This window comes from Pseudomonas sp. 14A (assembly GCF_018132745.1).
Taxonomy (GTDB): domain Bacteria; phylum Pseudomonadota; class Gammaproteobacteria; order Pseudomonadales; family Pseudomonadaceae; genus Aquipseudomonas; species Aquipseudomonas mercuritolerans.
In genome coordinates this window covers 1-12,881 of record NZ_JAGRQJ010000007.1, presented here as the reverse complement: position 1 = coordinate 12,881, position 12,881 = coordinate 1, and the positions used below count along the sequence as shown (strand labels likewise).

General features: G+C 58.2%; 12 protein-coding genes. 8 read left to right on the top strand and 4 right to left on the bottom strand.

Annotated elements, in window-relative coordinates; genetic code table 11:
- Window positions 1-158 precede the first annotated feature (158 nt).
- Window positions 159-872, bottom strand: coding sequence for a phosphonate utilization transcriptional regulator PhnR (gene phnR, locus PS14A_RS07535; protein WP_016773745.1), 714 nt, complete (start codon window positions 870-872; stop codon window positions 159-161).
- A 351-nt stretch (window positions 873-1,223) separates the two neighbouring features.
- Here phnR and PS14A_RS07530 point away from each other — a divergent pair, with 351 nt between their 5' ends.
- From PS14A_RS07530 to PS14A_RS07505, 6 genes are all read left to right on the top strand, one after another.
- Window positions 1,224-2,291 carry an ABC transporter substrate-binding protein gene (locus tag PS14A_RS07530; protein WP_212615646.1) on the top strand — a complete coding sequence of 356 codons (1,068 nt, stop codon included), beginning with the start codon at window positions 1,224-1,226 and terminating at the stop codon, window positions 2,289-2,291.
- Between the two features lie 132 nt (window positions 2,292-2,423).
- Window positions 2,424-3,230 (top strand): alkaline phosphatase family protein, encoded by an 807-nt coding sequence (locus tag PS14A_RS07525; protein ID WP_212615645.1) that lies wholly within the window; start codon window positions 2,424-2,426, stop codon window positions 3,228-3,230.
- A gap of 5 nt (window positions 3,231-3,235) precedes the next feature.
- Complete coding sequence (locus PS14A_RS07520) at window positions 3,236-4,072, top strand: ABC transporter permease subunit (protein ID WP_212615708.1); 837 nt, start codon at window positions 3,236-3,238, stop codon at window positions 4,070-4,072.
- The gene (locus PS14A_RS07515; RefSeq protein ID WP_123443861.1) at window positions 4,059-4,859 is read left to right on the top strand and encodes an ABC transporter permease; all 801 of its coding nucleotides are present in this window, start codon (window positions 4,059-4,061) and stop codon (window positions 4,857-4,859) included. The genes PS14A_RS07520 and PS14A_RS07515 overlap by 14 nt, the downstream gene beginning before the upstream one ends.
- A complete protein-coding gene (locus tag PS14A_RS07510) occupies window positions 4,856-5,845 on the top strand; it encodes an ABC transporter ATP-binding protein (RefSeq protein WP_212615644.1) in 990 nt (329 codons plus the stop codon). Before PS14A_RS07515 ends, PS14A_RS07510 begins: the two co-directional genes overlap by 4 nt.
- A gap of 111 nt (window positions 5,846-5,956) precedes the next feature.
- Complete coding sequence (locus PS14A_RS07505) at window positions 5,957-6,610, top strand: HAD family hydrolase (protein WP_130888605.1); 654 nt, start codon at window positions 5,957-5,959, stop codon at window positions 6,608-6,610.
- Between the two features lie 96 nt (window positions 6,611-6,706).
- Here PS14A_RS07505 and PS14A_RS07500 read toward each other — a convergent pair whose 3' ends face one another.
- Window positions 6,707-7,669, bottom strand: coding sequence for a zinc-binding dehydrogenase (locus PS14A_RS07500; protein WP_212615643.1), 963 nt, complete (start codon window positions 7,667-7,669; stop codon window positions 6,707-6,709).
- A gap of 138 nt (window positions 7,670-7,807) precedes the next feature.
- Here PS14A_RS07500 and PS14A_RS07495 point away from each other — a divergent pair, with 138 nt between their 5' ends.
- The gene (locus PS14A_RS07495) at window positions 7,808-9,892 is read left to right on the top strand and encodes a carboxy terminal-processing peptidase (RefSeq protein ID WP_161806099.1); all 2,085 of its coding nucleotides are present in this window, start codon (window positions 7,808-7,810) and stop codon (window positions 9,890-9,892) included.
- A gap of 118 nt (window positions 9,893-10,010) precedes the next feature.
- Window positions 10,011-11,789, top strand: coding sequence for a bifunctional diguanylate cyclase/phosphodiesterase (locus PS14A_RS07490; protein WP_212615642.1), 1,779 nt, complete (start codon window positions 10,011-10,013; stop codon window positions 11,787-11,789).
- A gap of 57 nt (window positions 11,790-11,846) precedes the next feature.
- Here the strand turns inward: PS14A_RS07490 and PS14A_RS07485 are convergent, their stop codons facing one another.
- Both PS14A_RS07485 and PS14A_RS07480 read right to left on the bottom strand, forming a co-directional pair.
- Window positions 11,847-12,206: a hypothetical protein gene (locus PS14A_RS07485; protein WP_249121205.1), complete on the bottom strand. Its 360-nt coding sequence runs from the start codon at window positions 12,204-12,206 to the stop codon at window positions 11,847-11,849.
- A partial coding sequence (locus tag PS14A_RS07480; protein ID WP_212615641.1) for an RHS repeat-associated core domain-containing protein occupies window positions 12,203-12,881 on the bottom strand: 679 nt, incomplete at its 5' end. The genes PS14A_RS07485 and PS14A_RS07480, both read right to left, overlap by 4 nt.

Genomic DNA, 12,881 nt, shown 5'->3' with positions numbered 1-12,881 from the left:
CAGCGAGCGGGCCGAACGTCAGGGCGCAGACCTTTGGTTACTTTGGGGCGTTTGCCAAAGTGACCCGCTGTAAGAGCGGAACCGTAACCAGCAACACCCGCAGAAACGGATATTCACGCAAAACCCAACCAACCTGGTCGGCCCAGAGGCCGCCAAGGTCAAACCACATCAACCCCTACGTGAATCGCATCATGCCGCCAAAACTCCAGATCACAATCAATCAACCGCCCATGCTGATCATAATTGACCCGAGCAATCCTCAGTCCCGGACTCCCCACCGACACCCGTAGAGCCGCCGCCGCATCGACAGATAAAGACGTAGGCACGATCTCGAACCTCACCCGCCCATAGTGCAAATCGAAATGCCGCGCATACAGCTCGGTGATCGACTGATTCAAATCAAACTCGAGGATCCCCGGAAAAAACTGCGGATTCAGATAATGCTCCACATACAACACCAGTCGCCCATCAATGCGCCGAGAGCGGCAAATCTGAATCACGCTCGACAAGGCCGGCAACTGCAACCACGCGCACACCGCCGCCGAAGCCGGCTGCAACCGCGCCGAAATCACCTCGGTCGACGGCTCACGCCCCTGCGCACTGACCATCGCGTGAAAGTGACTGCGCTGCATCAGGTTGTACGCCAGACGCGGCGGCGACACGAACCAGCCGCGCCGCTCTTCACGGTAAATCTGCCCCTGCGCCTCCAGTTGCAACAACGCCTCTCGCACGGTGATCCGCGTCGTCCCGAACAACTCGCTGAGCTTGCGTTCAGCGGGCAACTTGCTCCCGGCCGCCAGCAAACCATGATCGATCTGCTCCTGCAGCACCTGGCCAATCGCTGTCACCGCTTTCGTTGCCTCATCGCGCATCAACGTTACCTATCTGGACTAGACCAGCACTGTTTCGGGGCAAGTTCGGACGCCAATTCAAGCGCTTTCGTATGTTGCAAGCCTAGGCAGCGCAGATGACCGACAGATGACAAAACTACCGAACGGTCGCGTTCATGGCTTGCAATACATCGGCCAAGTCCCGTACCCCTCGGGCCTTTGGGCATGGTCTACGCTTGTCTGGCACCTTCCTGACAATGGCAGATAAAAGATCAGCCACTAGGCCATCGACATCAAAATGTCATCCAGCCGACCTAAATTGGCTCAGGTATTGCTGACCTAGACCAACACCAACCGCAATCGCAGCGTTGAACACGACCAAGGAGCTTCGGAATGAAACAGCTTTTCCTGGCAACACTGTTAGGCTCGACCATCGCTATGTGCACCGCCGCCATGGCGGCCGACACCGATCTGAAAACCCTCGAAGCCGCTGCGAAGGCGGAAGGCGCCGTCAACAGCGTCGGCATGCCCGACAACTGGGCCAACTGGAAAGGCACGTGGGATGACCTGGCTGCGAATTACGGCTTGAAGCACATCGACACCGACATGAGTTCGGCTCAGGAAATCGCCAAGTTCGCCGCCGAGAAAGATAACGCCACCGCCGACATCGGCGACGTCGGTGCCGCCTTCGGCCCGATCGCGGTCAAGCAAGGCGTGGTGCAACCGTACAAACCAAGCACCTGGGATCAGATTCCGGACTGGGCCAAGGACAAGGACGGCAACTGGGCGCTGGCCTACACCGGTACCATCGCCTTCATCGTCAACAAGAAGCTGCTGAACGGCTCCGACGTGCCGACCAAATGGGCTGACCTGAAAACCGGTAAATACAAAGTCTCCATCGGCGACGTGAGCACTGCTGCCCAGGCTGCCAACGGTGTCCTCGCTGCCGCACTGGCCAATGGCGGTGACGAGAAAAACATCAAGCCTGCCCTGCTGCTGTTCGCCGACCTCGCCAAACAGGGTCGTCTGTCGATGGCCAACCCGACCATCGCCACCATGGAAAAAGGCGAGATCGAAGTCGGCGTGGTCTGGGATTTCAACGGCCTCAGCTACAAAGCCAAGATGGCCAATCCGGATGACTACGTGGTGCTGATCCCGTCTGACGGCTCGGTGATTTCCGGCTACACCACGATCATCAACAAGTACGCGAAAAACCCCAACGCCGCCAAGCTGACCCGCGAATACATCTTCAGCGACGCCGGCCAGACCAACCTCGCCCGCGGCAACGCCCGGCCGATCCGCGCCGAACACCTGCAACTGCCGGAAGACGTGAAAGCCCAGCTGCTGCCGAACGAGCAGTACAAGAAGGTCACGCCGGTCAAGGACGCCGATGCGTGGGAAAAGACCTCCAAAGCCCTGCCACAACAGTGGAACGAAGAAGTCATCGTCGAGATGAAGTAATCCTTCATCTGTAGGAGCTGCCGGAGGCTGCGATCTTTTGATCTTGCCCTTTAAAGCAACATCAAAAGATCGCAGCCTCCGGCAGCTCCTACACAGATTGGTTCCAGATTTGTTTTCGGAGTTCTTGCCCCTATGAAGCACACCGTCATCCTTGTCGTGCTCGACGGCCTCAACTACGAGGTTGCGTGTCACGCCATGGGGCATCTGCAGGCTTATGTTGGCGCAGGACGCGCGGCGCTCTATCAGCTGGAGTGCGAACTGCCGGCGCTGTCCCGACCGCTTTACGAATGTATTCTCACCGGCGTGCCGCCGATCGACAGCGGCATCGTCCATAACAATGTCTCGCGCTTGTCCAACCAGCGCAGCATCTATCACTACGCCCGCGATGCCGGGTTGAAAACCGCCGCTGCGGCGTATCACTGGGTCAGCGAGTTATATAACCGCTCACCGTTCGTGGCTGCGCGCGACCGCCACACCAATGATCCGACTCTGCCGATCCAGTACGGCCACTTCTACTGGAACGATCATTATCCGGATTCGCACCTGTTCGCCGACGCCGAAAGCCTGCGCCTGCGCCACGCGCCGGATTTCCTCCTGATCCACCCGATGAACATCGACGACGCCGGACACAAGCACGGCCTCGACAGCTCGCAATACCGCAACAGCGCACGTTCGGCTGACGTCATCCTTGCCGATTATCTGCAGAGCTGGCTCGACGCTGGTTATCAGGTATTGGTGACCGCCGACCACGGCATGAACAACGATCGTTCGCACAACGGCCTGCTGGCGGAAGAACGTCAGGTGCCGCTGTTCGTCCTCGGCGAGGTCTTCAGCCTGAACCCTGACGTCACACCGAAGCAGACCGAGCTCTGCGGCACGATCTGCGAACTGCTCGGCGTGCCCCATGACAAACCTGTATGCCGGGAGTTGTTCAAGTGAATGCCATGACTCGCGGTAAATGGCTCGCGGCGCTGTGCCTGGTGCCCTTCGCGCTGTTCTTCATCGTCTTCGAAATTGCCCCGCTGGTCTGGGTGATGATCAACAGCCTGCAACCGGAAGAGTCCGGCTGGGGCCTGGCCAACTTCAGCAAGATCTTCGGTTCGAAGTTCTATCGGCAGGCGATCCAGTACAGCCTGGAGATCAGTTTCTGGTCGAGCGTATTCGGCATCATCATCGCCGTGCTGGGTGCGTATTCACTACGCCGCGTCGATTCGAAGCTGCGCAACTTCGTGAATGCCTTCGCCAACATGACCAGCAATTTTGCCGGCGTGCCGCTGGCGTTCGCCTTCATCATCCTGCTCGGTTTCAACGGCAGCATTACCATCATGCTCAAGCAGTCGGGGATCATTCAGGACTTCAACCTGTACTCGAAAACCGGCCTGATCATCCTCTACACCTACTTCCAGATCCCGCTCGGTGTGTTGCTGCTCTACCCGGCTTTCGACGCTCTGCGGGAAGACTGGCGCGAGTCCGCCGCACTGCTCGGCGCCAACGGCTGGCAGTTCTGGCGGCACATCGGCCTGCCGGTGTTGACCCCGGCGCTGCTCGGCACGTTCGTGATCCTGCTGGCCAACGCCCTCGGCGCCTACGCCACGGTTTATGCGCTGACCACCGGCAACTTCAACGTTCTACCGATCCGTATTGCGGCGATGGTCTCCGGCGACATTTCCCTTGACCCGAACCTGGCCAGCGCCCTGGCCGTGGTGCTCGTGGCGCTGATGACCATCGTCACCGTCGTGCATCAACTGCTGTTGAAGAGGAGCTACCATGTCTCGCGCTGAATCCGGCCCGGCCGGCCTCTACCACCGCGTCGTGGTTTATCTGCTGTTCGCCATCCTGTTGTTGCCGCTGCTGGGCACGCTGGTCTACTCGATCGCCAGCAGTTGGTCGGCAACGATTCTGCCGAGTGGCTTCACCTTCAAGTGGTACATCCAGTTGTGGAGCGATCCGCGCTTTCTGCATGCATTCGGTCAGTCGCTGATTGTCTGTGTCGGCGCGCTGGTGCTGTCGGTGCTGCTGATCCTGCCGCTGCTGTTCGTCGTGCATTACTACTTCCCGAAACTCGATGCACTGATGAACATCCTAATCCTGCTGCCCTTCGCGGTGCCGCCAGTGGTGTCCTCGGTGGGGCTGTTGCAGCTCTACGGTTCCGGGCCGATGGCGATGGTCGGTACGCCATGGATTCTGATCGGCTGCTACTTCACCGTGGCGCTGCCGTTCATGTACCGCGCGATCACCAACAACCTGCAAGCGATCAACCTGCGCGACCTGATGGACGCCGCGCAACTGCTCGGCGCCAGCACCTTTCAAGCGGCGTTTCTGGTGGTGCTGCCGAATCTGCGCAAAGGCCTGATGGTGGCGCTGCTGCTGTCGTTCTCGTTCCTCTTCGGTGAATTCGTGTTCGCCAACATCCTCGTCGGCACCCGCTACGAAACACTGCAGGTGTACCTGAACAACATGCGTAACAGCAGCGGCCACTTCACCAGTGCGCTGGTCATTTCGTATTTCTTTTTCGTGCTGGTCCTGACCTGGATCGCCAACATCTTGAACAAGGACAAAAGCGAATGAGCTACGTCAGCGTCCAACACCTGCAGAAAAGTTATGCCGGCACCACGGTGTTCAGCGACATCGATTGCGAAATCAATAAAGGCGAGTTCGTCACCCTCCTCGGCCCGTCCGGGTGCGGCAAGTCGACCTTGCTGCGTTGCATCGCCGGGCTGACCCCGGTGGACGGCGGCAAGATCCTGCTCGAGGGCGTCGACATCGTGCCGTTGAGTCCGCAGAAACGCGGAATCGGCATGGTCTTTCAAAGCTATGCGCTGTTCCCAAACATGACCGTCGAACAGAACGTCGCCTTCGGCCTGCGTATGCAAAAGGTCAACGCCGATGACAGCCACAAGCGCGTCTCTGAAGTGTTGAAACTGGTCGAGCTGCACGACTTCGCCAGCCGCTATCCGCATCAGCTTTCAGGTGGCCAATGCCAGCGCGTCGCCCTCGCCCGCTCACTGGTAACCCGCCCGCGCTTGTTGCTGCTGGATGAGCCTTTGTCAGCCCTCGACGCACGGATACGCAAACACCTGCGCGAACAGATTCGCCAGATTCAGCGCGAACTTGGCCTGACCACGATCTTCGTCACCCACGATCAGGAAGAAGCGCTGACCATGTCGGACCGGATATTCCTGATGAATCAGGGCAAGATCGTCCAGAGCGGCGACGCCGAAACCCTCTATACCGCGCCGGTCGATGTGTTCGCCGCCGGCTTCATCGGCAACTACAACCTGCTCGATGCCGCTGCCGCCTCAAAGCTGTTGCAACGGCCGGTCAACCACCGCATCGCCATCCGCCCGGAAGCCATCGAACTGAGCCTCGACGGCGAACTCGACGCACAGATCCGCAGCCACAGCCTGCTCGGCAACGTCATTCGCTATCGCGTCGAAGCACGCGGCGTGGAACTGGTGGTCGATGTGCTTAACCGCTCCGCCGCCGATCTGCATCCAGATGGGCAGCGCCTGGCCCTTTCCATCGATCCGGGCGCCCTGTGCGAAGTAGCTTAAAAGCAGCTGCGAGCTTCGAGCTACAAGCTTCAAGTTGTAGACTGCGGCGTACTTGATTCCAATTCTTGCAGCTTGAAGCTCATGGCTTGAAGCTGTTCTCGGAGAGAACCGATGGCTTTGGCAATTTTTGATCTGGACGAAACGTTGATTCACGGTGACTGTTCCTCGCTATGGAGTGAGCAGATGGTCCGCCTCGGCTGGGTCGATGGCGAGTCGTTCATGCAGCGTGACAAGGAACTGATGGATGCCTACGGCCGCGGACATCTGGCGATGGAAGACTATATGGCCTTCAGTCTCGAACCGCTGATTGGCCGCACCCCTGAGGAAATCGAGCACTTGGTTGGCCCGTGGGTGGAGGATTTCATCGAACCGATCATCTTCAGCGATGCGACCAAAACCATCGCCGCCCACCGCAAGGCCGGTGACCGGATTCTGGTGATCTCGGCGTCGGGTATCCATCTGGTCAAGCCGATCGGCGAACGATTAGGTATTGATGAGGTTCTCGCCATCGAACTGGAAGTAGCCCACGGCGCATACAGCGGTAAAACCGTCGGCACCCTGACTTACCGCGAAGGCAAAATCACCCGCTTGCTGGAATGGCTGGACGCCGAAGAAGAAAACCTCGAAGGCGCGAGTTTTTATTCCGATTCGCGCAACGATCTGCCGTTGTTGCTTAAAGTGGACTTCCCCCACGTGGTCAATCCGGATCCGGTGCTGCTTGAGCACGCCGAAAAGGCCGGCTGGCCGATCCACCTCTGGAAATAAAAGCAAAAGATCGCAGCCTTCGGCAGCTCCTACTTTTGCAATGCGTGCCTCTGTAGGAGCTGCCGGAGGCTGCGATCTTTTGACCTTGCTTTGCTGTCAGCTCAAACCCTCATTGATCACCAACACCAACTTGCCCGCCACCGTATTGCTCGCCAGTTCGGCAAACGCCGCCTCGGCATCCTTCACTGCAAACGCTTTGGCCAGTTGCGGACGCAAGCGGCCCTCGGCAAACAGCGGCCACACATGCTGGCCCAGATCGCTGAGCAGATCGGCCTTGAACTGATCGTCACGGCTGCGCAACGTCGAACCGAGCAGTTGCACACGCTTGGCCAACACCTGCGCCAGATCCAGTTTCGCCTCGCGCCCGCCCATCAAACCGATCAACACCCAACGCCCGTCCAGCGCCATCAACTTGAGGTTCAGTGCCGAATAATTGCCGCCCACCGGGTCGAGGATGACATCGAACGGCCCGAAGTCGCGCAGGCTTTCGAGATCATCGGTGCGCACCACGCCGCCTTGCGCACCCAACGCTTCGCAGTAAGCCAGGCGCTTGGCGGAACCGACGCTGACCCAGCACGGGTTACCGAAGGCTTTGCACAGCTGAATGGCGGCTGAACCGATTCCACTTGCGCCGGCGTGCAGGAGAATTTTCTCACCGGGTTTCAACGCTGCAAGTTGAAACACATTCAGCCAGACGGTGGCGTACACCTCGGGCAATGCCGCCGCCTCGATCAGCGAAACACCTTCGGGCACCGGCAGCACGTGCCGTCCGTCGACGACCACCTCTTCAGCCATGCCGCCCCCGGCCAGCAAGGCGCAAACCCGGTCGCCGACTTGCCAGGACGAGCCCGCACCGACTTCGCTGATCACCCCGGAGCACTCAAGACCGAGCACGTGGCTGGCACCGGGCGGGGGCGGATAAAGCCCTGCCTTCTGTAATAAATCGGCGCGATTGAGGCCGGCTGCCGCCACCCGGATGCGGACTTGTCCTACATCGCAGGTAGGACTCGGCTCTTCAACCCATGCCACTTGACCTTCAACGCCTTGCAATGCCTTCACACTGCCTCCATAGTGAGTCTGGACTGAGCCCGAAGCTGTAGCGCCGGGCTTTTTGCATTATGCGACCGGCTCTCAAAGAACCGGCGACTTCAAAGACGGCCTAATATGCGTTATCAATTGTCCCCGCGTCGAATCAGCATGAAGCATCTGCTCCCCAGCACCGCCCTCGCTCTTTTCATCGGTATCGGCCTGTTGCCGGTGTCGGGCACCACATTCGCAGCCAACAGCTGGGACAAGTTGCAGCCTGATCGCGATGAAGTCATCGCCAGCCTGAACGTCGTCGAGTTGCTCAAGCGTCACCACTACAGCAAGCCGCCGCTCGACGATGCGCGCTCGGTGATCATCTACGACAGCTACATCAAGCTGCTCGACCCATCGCGCAGCTATTTCATGGCCAGCGATATCGCCGAATTCGACAAGTGGAAGACGCAGTTCGACGACTTCCTCAAAAGCGGCGACCTCAACGCCGGGTTCACCATCTACAAGCGCTACCTGGACCGCGTGAAAGCGCGTCTGGACTTCGCCCTTGCCGAGCTGAACAAAGGCGTCGACAAAATGGACTTCAACACCAAGGAGACCTTGCTGATCGATCGCAAGGACGCGCCTTGGCTCAAGTCCACCGCGGAACTCGACGACCTGTGGCGCAAACGCGTCAAGGACGAAGTGCTGCGCCAGAAGATCGCCGGCAAAGAGCCGAAGCAGATCCAGGAAACCCTGACCAAGCGCTACAAGAATCAGTTGGCGCGTCTGGACCAGACCCGTGCCGAGGACATCTTCCAGGCGTACATCAACACCTTCGCCATGTCCTACGACCCGCACACCAACTATCTGTCGCCGGATAACGCGGAAAACTTCGACATCAACATGAGCCTGTCCCTCGAGGGCATCGGCGCCGTGTTGCAGAGCGACAACGATCAAGTGAAAGTCGTGCGTCTGGTGCCGGCAGGCCCGGCGGACAAGACCAAGCAGGTCGCTCCGGCCGACAAGATCATCGGCGTTGCCCAAGGCAATAAAGAGATGGTCGACGTGGTCGGCTGGCGCCTGGACGAAGTGGTCAAATTGATTCGCGGTCCGAAAGGTACCGTGGTGCGTCTGGAAGTGATCCCGGCGAGCAATGCGCCGAACGACCAGACCACCAAGATCGTGCCGATCACCCGTGAAGCGGTGAAGCTCGAAGACCAGGCCGTGAAGAAGTCGATCCTCAGCCTGAAACAGGACGGCAAGGACTACAAACTTGGCGTGATCGAGATCCCGGCCTTCTACCTCGACTTCAAGGCATTCCGTGCCGGCGATCCGGATTACAAGAGCACCACTCGCGACGTCAAGAAGCTGCTCACCGAGTTGCAGAAGGACAAAGTCGACGGCGTAGTCATCGACCTGCGTAACAACGGCGGCGGCTCCCTGCAGGAAGCCACCGAGCTGACCAGCCTGTTTATCGACAAAGGTCCGACCGTACTCGTGCGTAACGCCGACGGCCGTGTCGACGTGCTCGAAGATGAAAACCCGGGCGCGTTCTACAAAGGCCCGATGGCGCTGCTGGTCAACCGCCTGTCCGCCTCGGCCTCGGAGATCTTCGCCGGCGCCATGCAGGACTACCACCGCGCGCTGATCATCGGTGGCCAGACCTTCGGCAAAGGCACCGTGCAGACCATTCAGCCGCTGAACCATGGCGAACTGAAACTGACTCTGGCCAAGTTCTACCGTGTCTCCGGGCAGAGCACCCAGCATCAGGGCGTGCTGCCGGACATCGACTACCCATCGCTGATCGACACCAAGGAAATCGGCGAGAGCGCTCTGCCGGAAGCCATGCCGTGGGACACCATACGCGCGGCGATCAAACCGGCGGCCGATCCGTTCAAGCCGTTCCTCGCCCAGCTGAAGTCCGAACATGACGCGCGCACCAACAAGGATGCCGAGTTCGTGTTCATCCGCGACAAGCTGGCCCTGGCGCAGAAACTGATGGAAGAAAAAACCGTCAGCCTCAACGAAGCCGATCGTCGCGCCCAGCACGCCGACATCGACGCCAAGCAACTGGCGATGGAGAACATCCGTCGCAAGGCCAAAGGCGAAGAACCGCTCAAAGAGCTGAAGAAAGAAGACGAAGACGCACTGGCCGCTGCCGAGCCGGACAAGGTCAAACCGGAAGACGATGCCTATCTGAGCGAAACCGGGCGCGTGCTGCTGGATTACCTGAAACTGAGCAATCAGGTGGCCAAGAAGTAAGTGATGGCAATTTAGTGCTGACGATCCCCGGATCGTCATCAAGCAGTCATCATTCTGTCGTGCAATAAAGGACCGGGAGCAAGCGCTCCCGGTCCTTTTTTTATCGCCAGAGACTGCCATGACCACGACCGAACAGCTGAGCGCCTTGAGCTCGATCCTGACTCAAAGCGGTTTACACAGCCTGTTCCAGCCGATCATCTGCCTCTCCGAGCGACGTATTCTCGGCTACGAAGCCCTGACCCGTGGCCCGTCCAACAGCCCTCTTCACTCGCCGATTGCCCTGTTCGCCGTGGCGCGACAGGCTGGCCGATTGAGCGAACTGGAGATCGCCTGCCGACAAAGCGCCTGTCGCCGGTTCAATGAGCAGCAGTTGCCGGGCAAACTGTTCCTCAACGTTTCGCCGGAATCCTTGCTTGAGGCCGCGCACCAACCCGGACGAACGTTGCAGCTGTTGCAGGACTTGGGCATTGCGCCGAGCCAAGTGGTAATCGAGCTCACCGAGCAGACCCCGATCGATGACTTTCAGTTGCTGCAAACCGCTCTGCATCACTACCGGGCGATGGGCTTTTCCATTGCGCTGGACGACTTGGGCGCGGGGTATTCGAGCCTGCGCCTGTGGTCGGAATTGCGTCCGGATTACGTGAAGATCGACCGGCACTTCATCGACGGTATTCATCAGGATGCATTGAAAAGAGAGTTTGTCGGTTCGATTCTGCAAATCGCCAAAGCGTCCCGCGCGCAGGTGATTGCCGAGGGGATCGAGTTGCCGGAAGAACTCGCGGTGCTGACTGAAATGGGCGTCGACCTGGTGCAGGGCTACCTGCTCGGCCGCCCTCAGGAACATCCGTCCCGCGACGCTCGCGCCTTGATGCCCAAACACGATAGCAGCGCTGTCGCGCTGAATGACGAAGGCAGCGACCTCAGCGCCCTGCTCAACGACCAGCCCGCCGTGCAACGCGATACGCCCACCGCGACGGTACTGGAAGCCTTCCGCCGCCAGGCCAACCTCAATTCGCTCGCGGTACTCGACGAACAAGGCCAGCCCTGCGGCATCGTCCATCGCCACTCGCTGTCGGACGCGCTGCTCAAACCGTTTGCCACCGACCTGTTTGCGCGCAAACCGATCAGCCGTCTGATGAACGATGATTTCCTCGCCGTGGAAATAAGCCAGTCACTGCAGCAAGTCAGCCGCCTGATCACCAGCCGCGCCCGCCAGCGCATCGAAGAAGACTTCATCATCACCCTCAACGGCGGCTATCTAGGCCTCGGCCGGGTCATCGACGTGCTGAAGCTGATCACCGAACTGAAAATCCAGCAGGCACGCTACGCCAACCCCCTCACCCTGCTCCCGGGCAACGTACCGATCCAGCAATGCCTCACGCGCCTGCTGCAACAGGCCCGCGAGTCCATTATCTGCTACGTCGACATCGACAGCTTCAAACCCTTCAACGACATCTACGGCTACGGCCGTGGCGACGAAGTCCTGCTCTGCCTGGCCCAATGCCTCAACGAACGCATCGACCCCACCCGCGACTTCGTCGGCCACATCGGCGGCGACGACTTCCTTCTCGTCCTCGGCCCCGAAGACTGGCGCAAACGCCTCAACCAACTGCTCGACGACTTCCAGAGCCAATGCCGCCGCTTCTATCGGCCCGAGCATCTGGAAGCCGGTTGTTTTGTAGCGCCGAACAGACAGGGAGTGCGGCAGGAGTTTGCGTTGTTGTCGTTATCGATCGGGGTGGTGCATCTGCGACCTGAGGCTTGTGCAGCGCTTGATGCCAGCCAGCTTGCGGAGATGGCCTCGCAGGCTAAGCATCATGCGAAGGGGGTTGTGGGGTTTAGTGTGTATTTGCTCGATCCTACGGCGTCTCCAAAGGCATCACAGTTAGTCGGTTAAGCTCGACGTAGTAGAGTGCGTGCTTACTTGCCAGGCGCCACTCCAGAATGCAGATTTTTAGCCACAGCCCGTTTCATCCCGATACTTTGTTAAGCACTCCAATAGAAGTCTCATAAAACTAGACCTATCGGTAATTTCTTCGTCAAAATAAGTTGTCATTCGATTAAATACACGGTCGAAATTGTCGTTTCTCTCCAAAAAATGTTCGACAGTATTTATTAGCGATTCTTGTTCTGCATCTGAGTATTCACAAAATTCATGCCTTAACACAGTATCGAAAAGCTCTTTTAACTGACGCGAATCGTTTACATTTTTTTCAACTATTAATCGTTCCCTCTCGACATCAGTAGTATTCTCTATATCAAAAACAAACAATAAGTTTTTTATATCCACAATTTCATACGTTTTTTTCATCATTCAAAATCCGCATATGAAGTCACGGTATCGCCATTAGCTCTCAGAATAACCACGGCTTTCCTCTGCTGCCCATAAATGCCGTCTCTGGTATAACCTTCCCCAATTATCTTTCCCATATCCATAGGCCTTCTAGATGTTTGAAGATTAGTCTGACTGAATATAAGTTTTGCTCTATAGATAGCGTTCAGCTGATCTCTATGGCTGAAAAAATGAGTAGCCGCGCTTGGAATTTTAGGTTCTCCATGGTGCGATCCACCGGTGTAGGTCTCTATAACGCCAGTCGTTGGATTTTTTCCTGTCATGATCCTTTCAAATTGCGACCGTAGTGTTGTTTGGGCGCCGTGCTTTTCCAGAAAATGCTCTCCATTTTGTGGATTCTCCATTTCATGCAAACGTCGGTATGCGTTTTCTTCAGCTAATTCATCAATCCTCGCCCGACGCTCCTGAGCCGTCATCTTCGGCAGCGCAGGTTCACCATCATCCACTTTAGCCCCACCAATCCCACCCGGAACCTCACACCCAGGCTTATTCGGCGGCGGGCAATTGGACGTCAACCCCAACGGATCCACCCATCCCGTCGGATTCGGCACGTACTGGTACTGATTCAACCCACCCGCGAGCTTCACCGGGTCCGGGGTCAGATACCGCCCCAATCTCGGGTCGTAATACCGATGC

Coding starts and splice junctions, on each gene's coding strand:
- PS14A_RS07505 (WP_130888605.1), top strand. CDS start 5,957: ATGGCTTTGGCAATTTTTGATCTGGACGAAACGTTGATTCACGGTGAC.
- PS14A_RS07525 (WP_212615645.1), top strand. CDS start 2,424: ATGAAGCACACCGTCATCCTTGTCGTGCTCGACGGCCTCAACTACGAG.
- PS14A_RS07490 (WP_212615642.1), top strand. CDS start 10,011: ATGACCACGACCGAACAGCTGAGCGCCTTGAGCTCGATCCTGACTCAA.
- PS14A_RS07495 (WP_161806099.1), top strand. CDS start 7,808: ATGAAGCATCTGCTCCCCAGCACCGCCCTCGCTCTTTTCATCGGTATC.
- phnR (WP_016773745.1), bottom strand. CDS start 872: ATGCGCGATGAGGCAACGAAAGCGGTGACAGCGATTGGCCAGGTGCTG.
- PS14A_RS07485 (WP_249121205.1), bottom strand. CDS start 12,206: ATGATGAAAAAAACGTATGAAATTGTGGATATAAAAAACTTATTGTTT.
- PS14A_RS07515 (WP_123443861.1), top strand. CDS start 4,059: ATGTCTCGCGCTGAATCCGGCCCGGCCGGCCTCTACCACCGCGTCGTG.
- PS14A_RS07520 (WP_212615708.1), top strand. CDS start 3,236: ATGACTCGCGGTAAATGGCTCGCGGCGCTGTGCCTGGTGCCCTTCGCG.
- PS14A_RS07530 (WP_212615646.1), top strand. CDS start 1,224: ATGAAACAGCTTTTCCTGGCAACACTGTTAGGCTCGACCATCGCTATG.
- PS14A_RS07510 (WP_212615644.1), top strand. CDS start 4,856: ATGAGCTACGTCAGCGTCCAACACCTGCAGAAAAGTTATGCCGGCACC.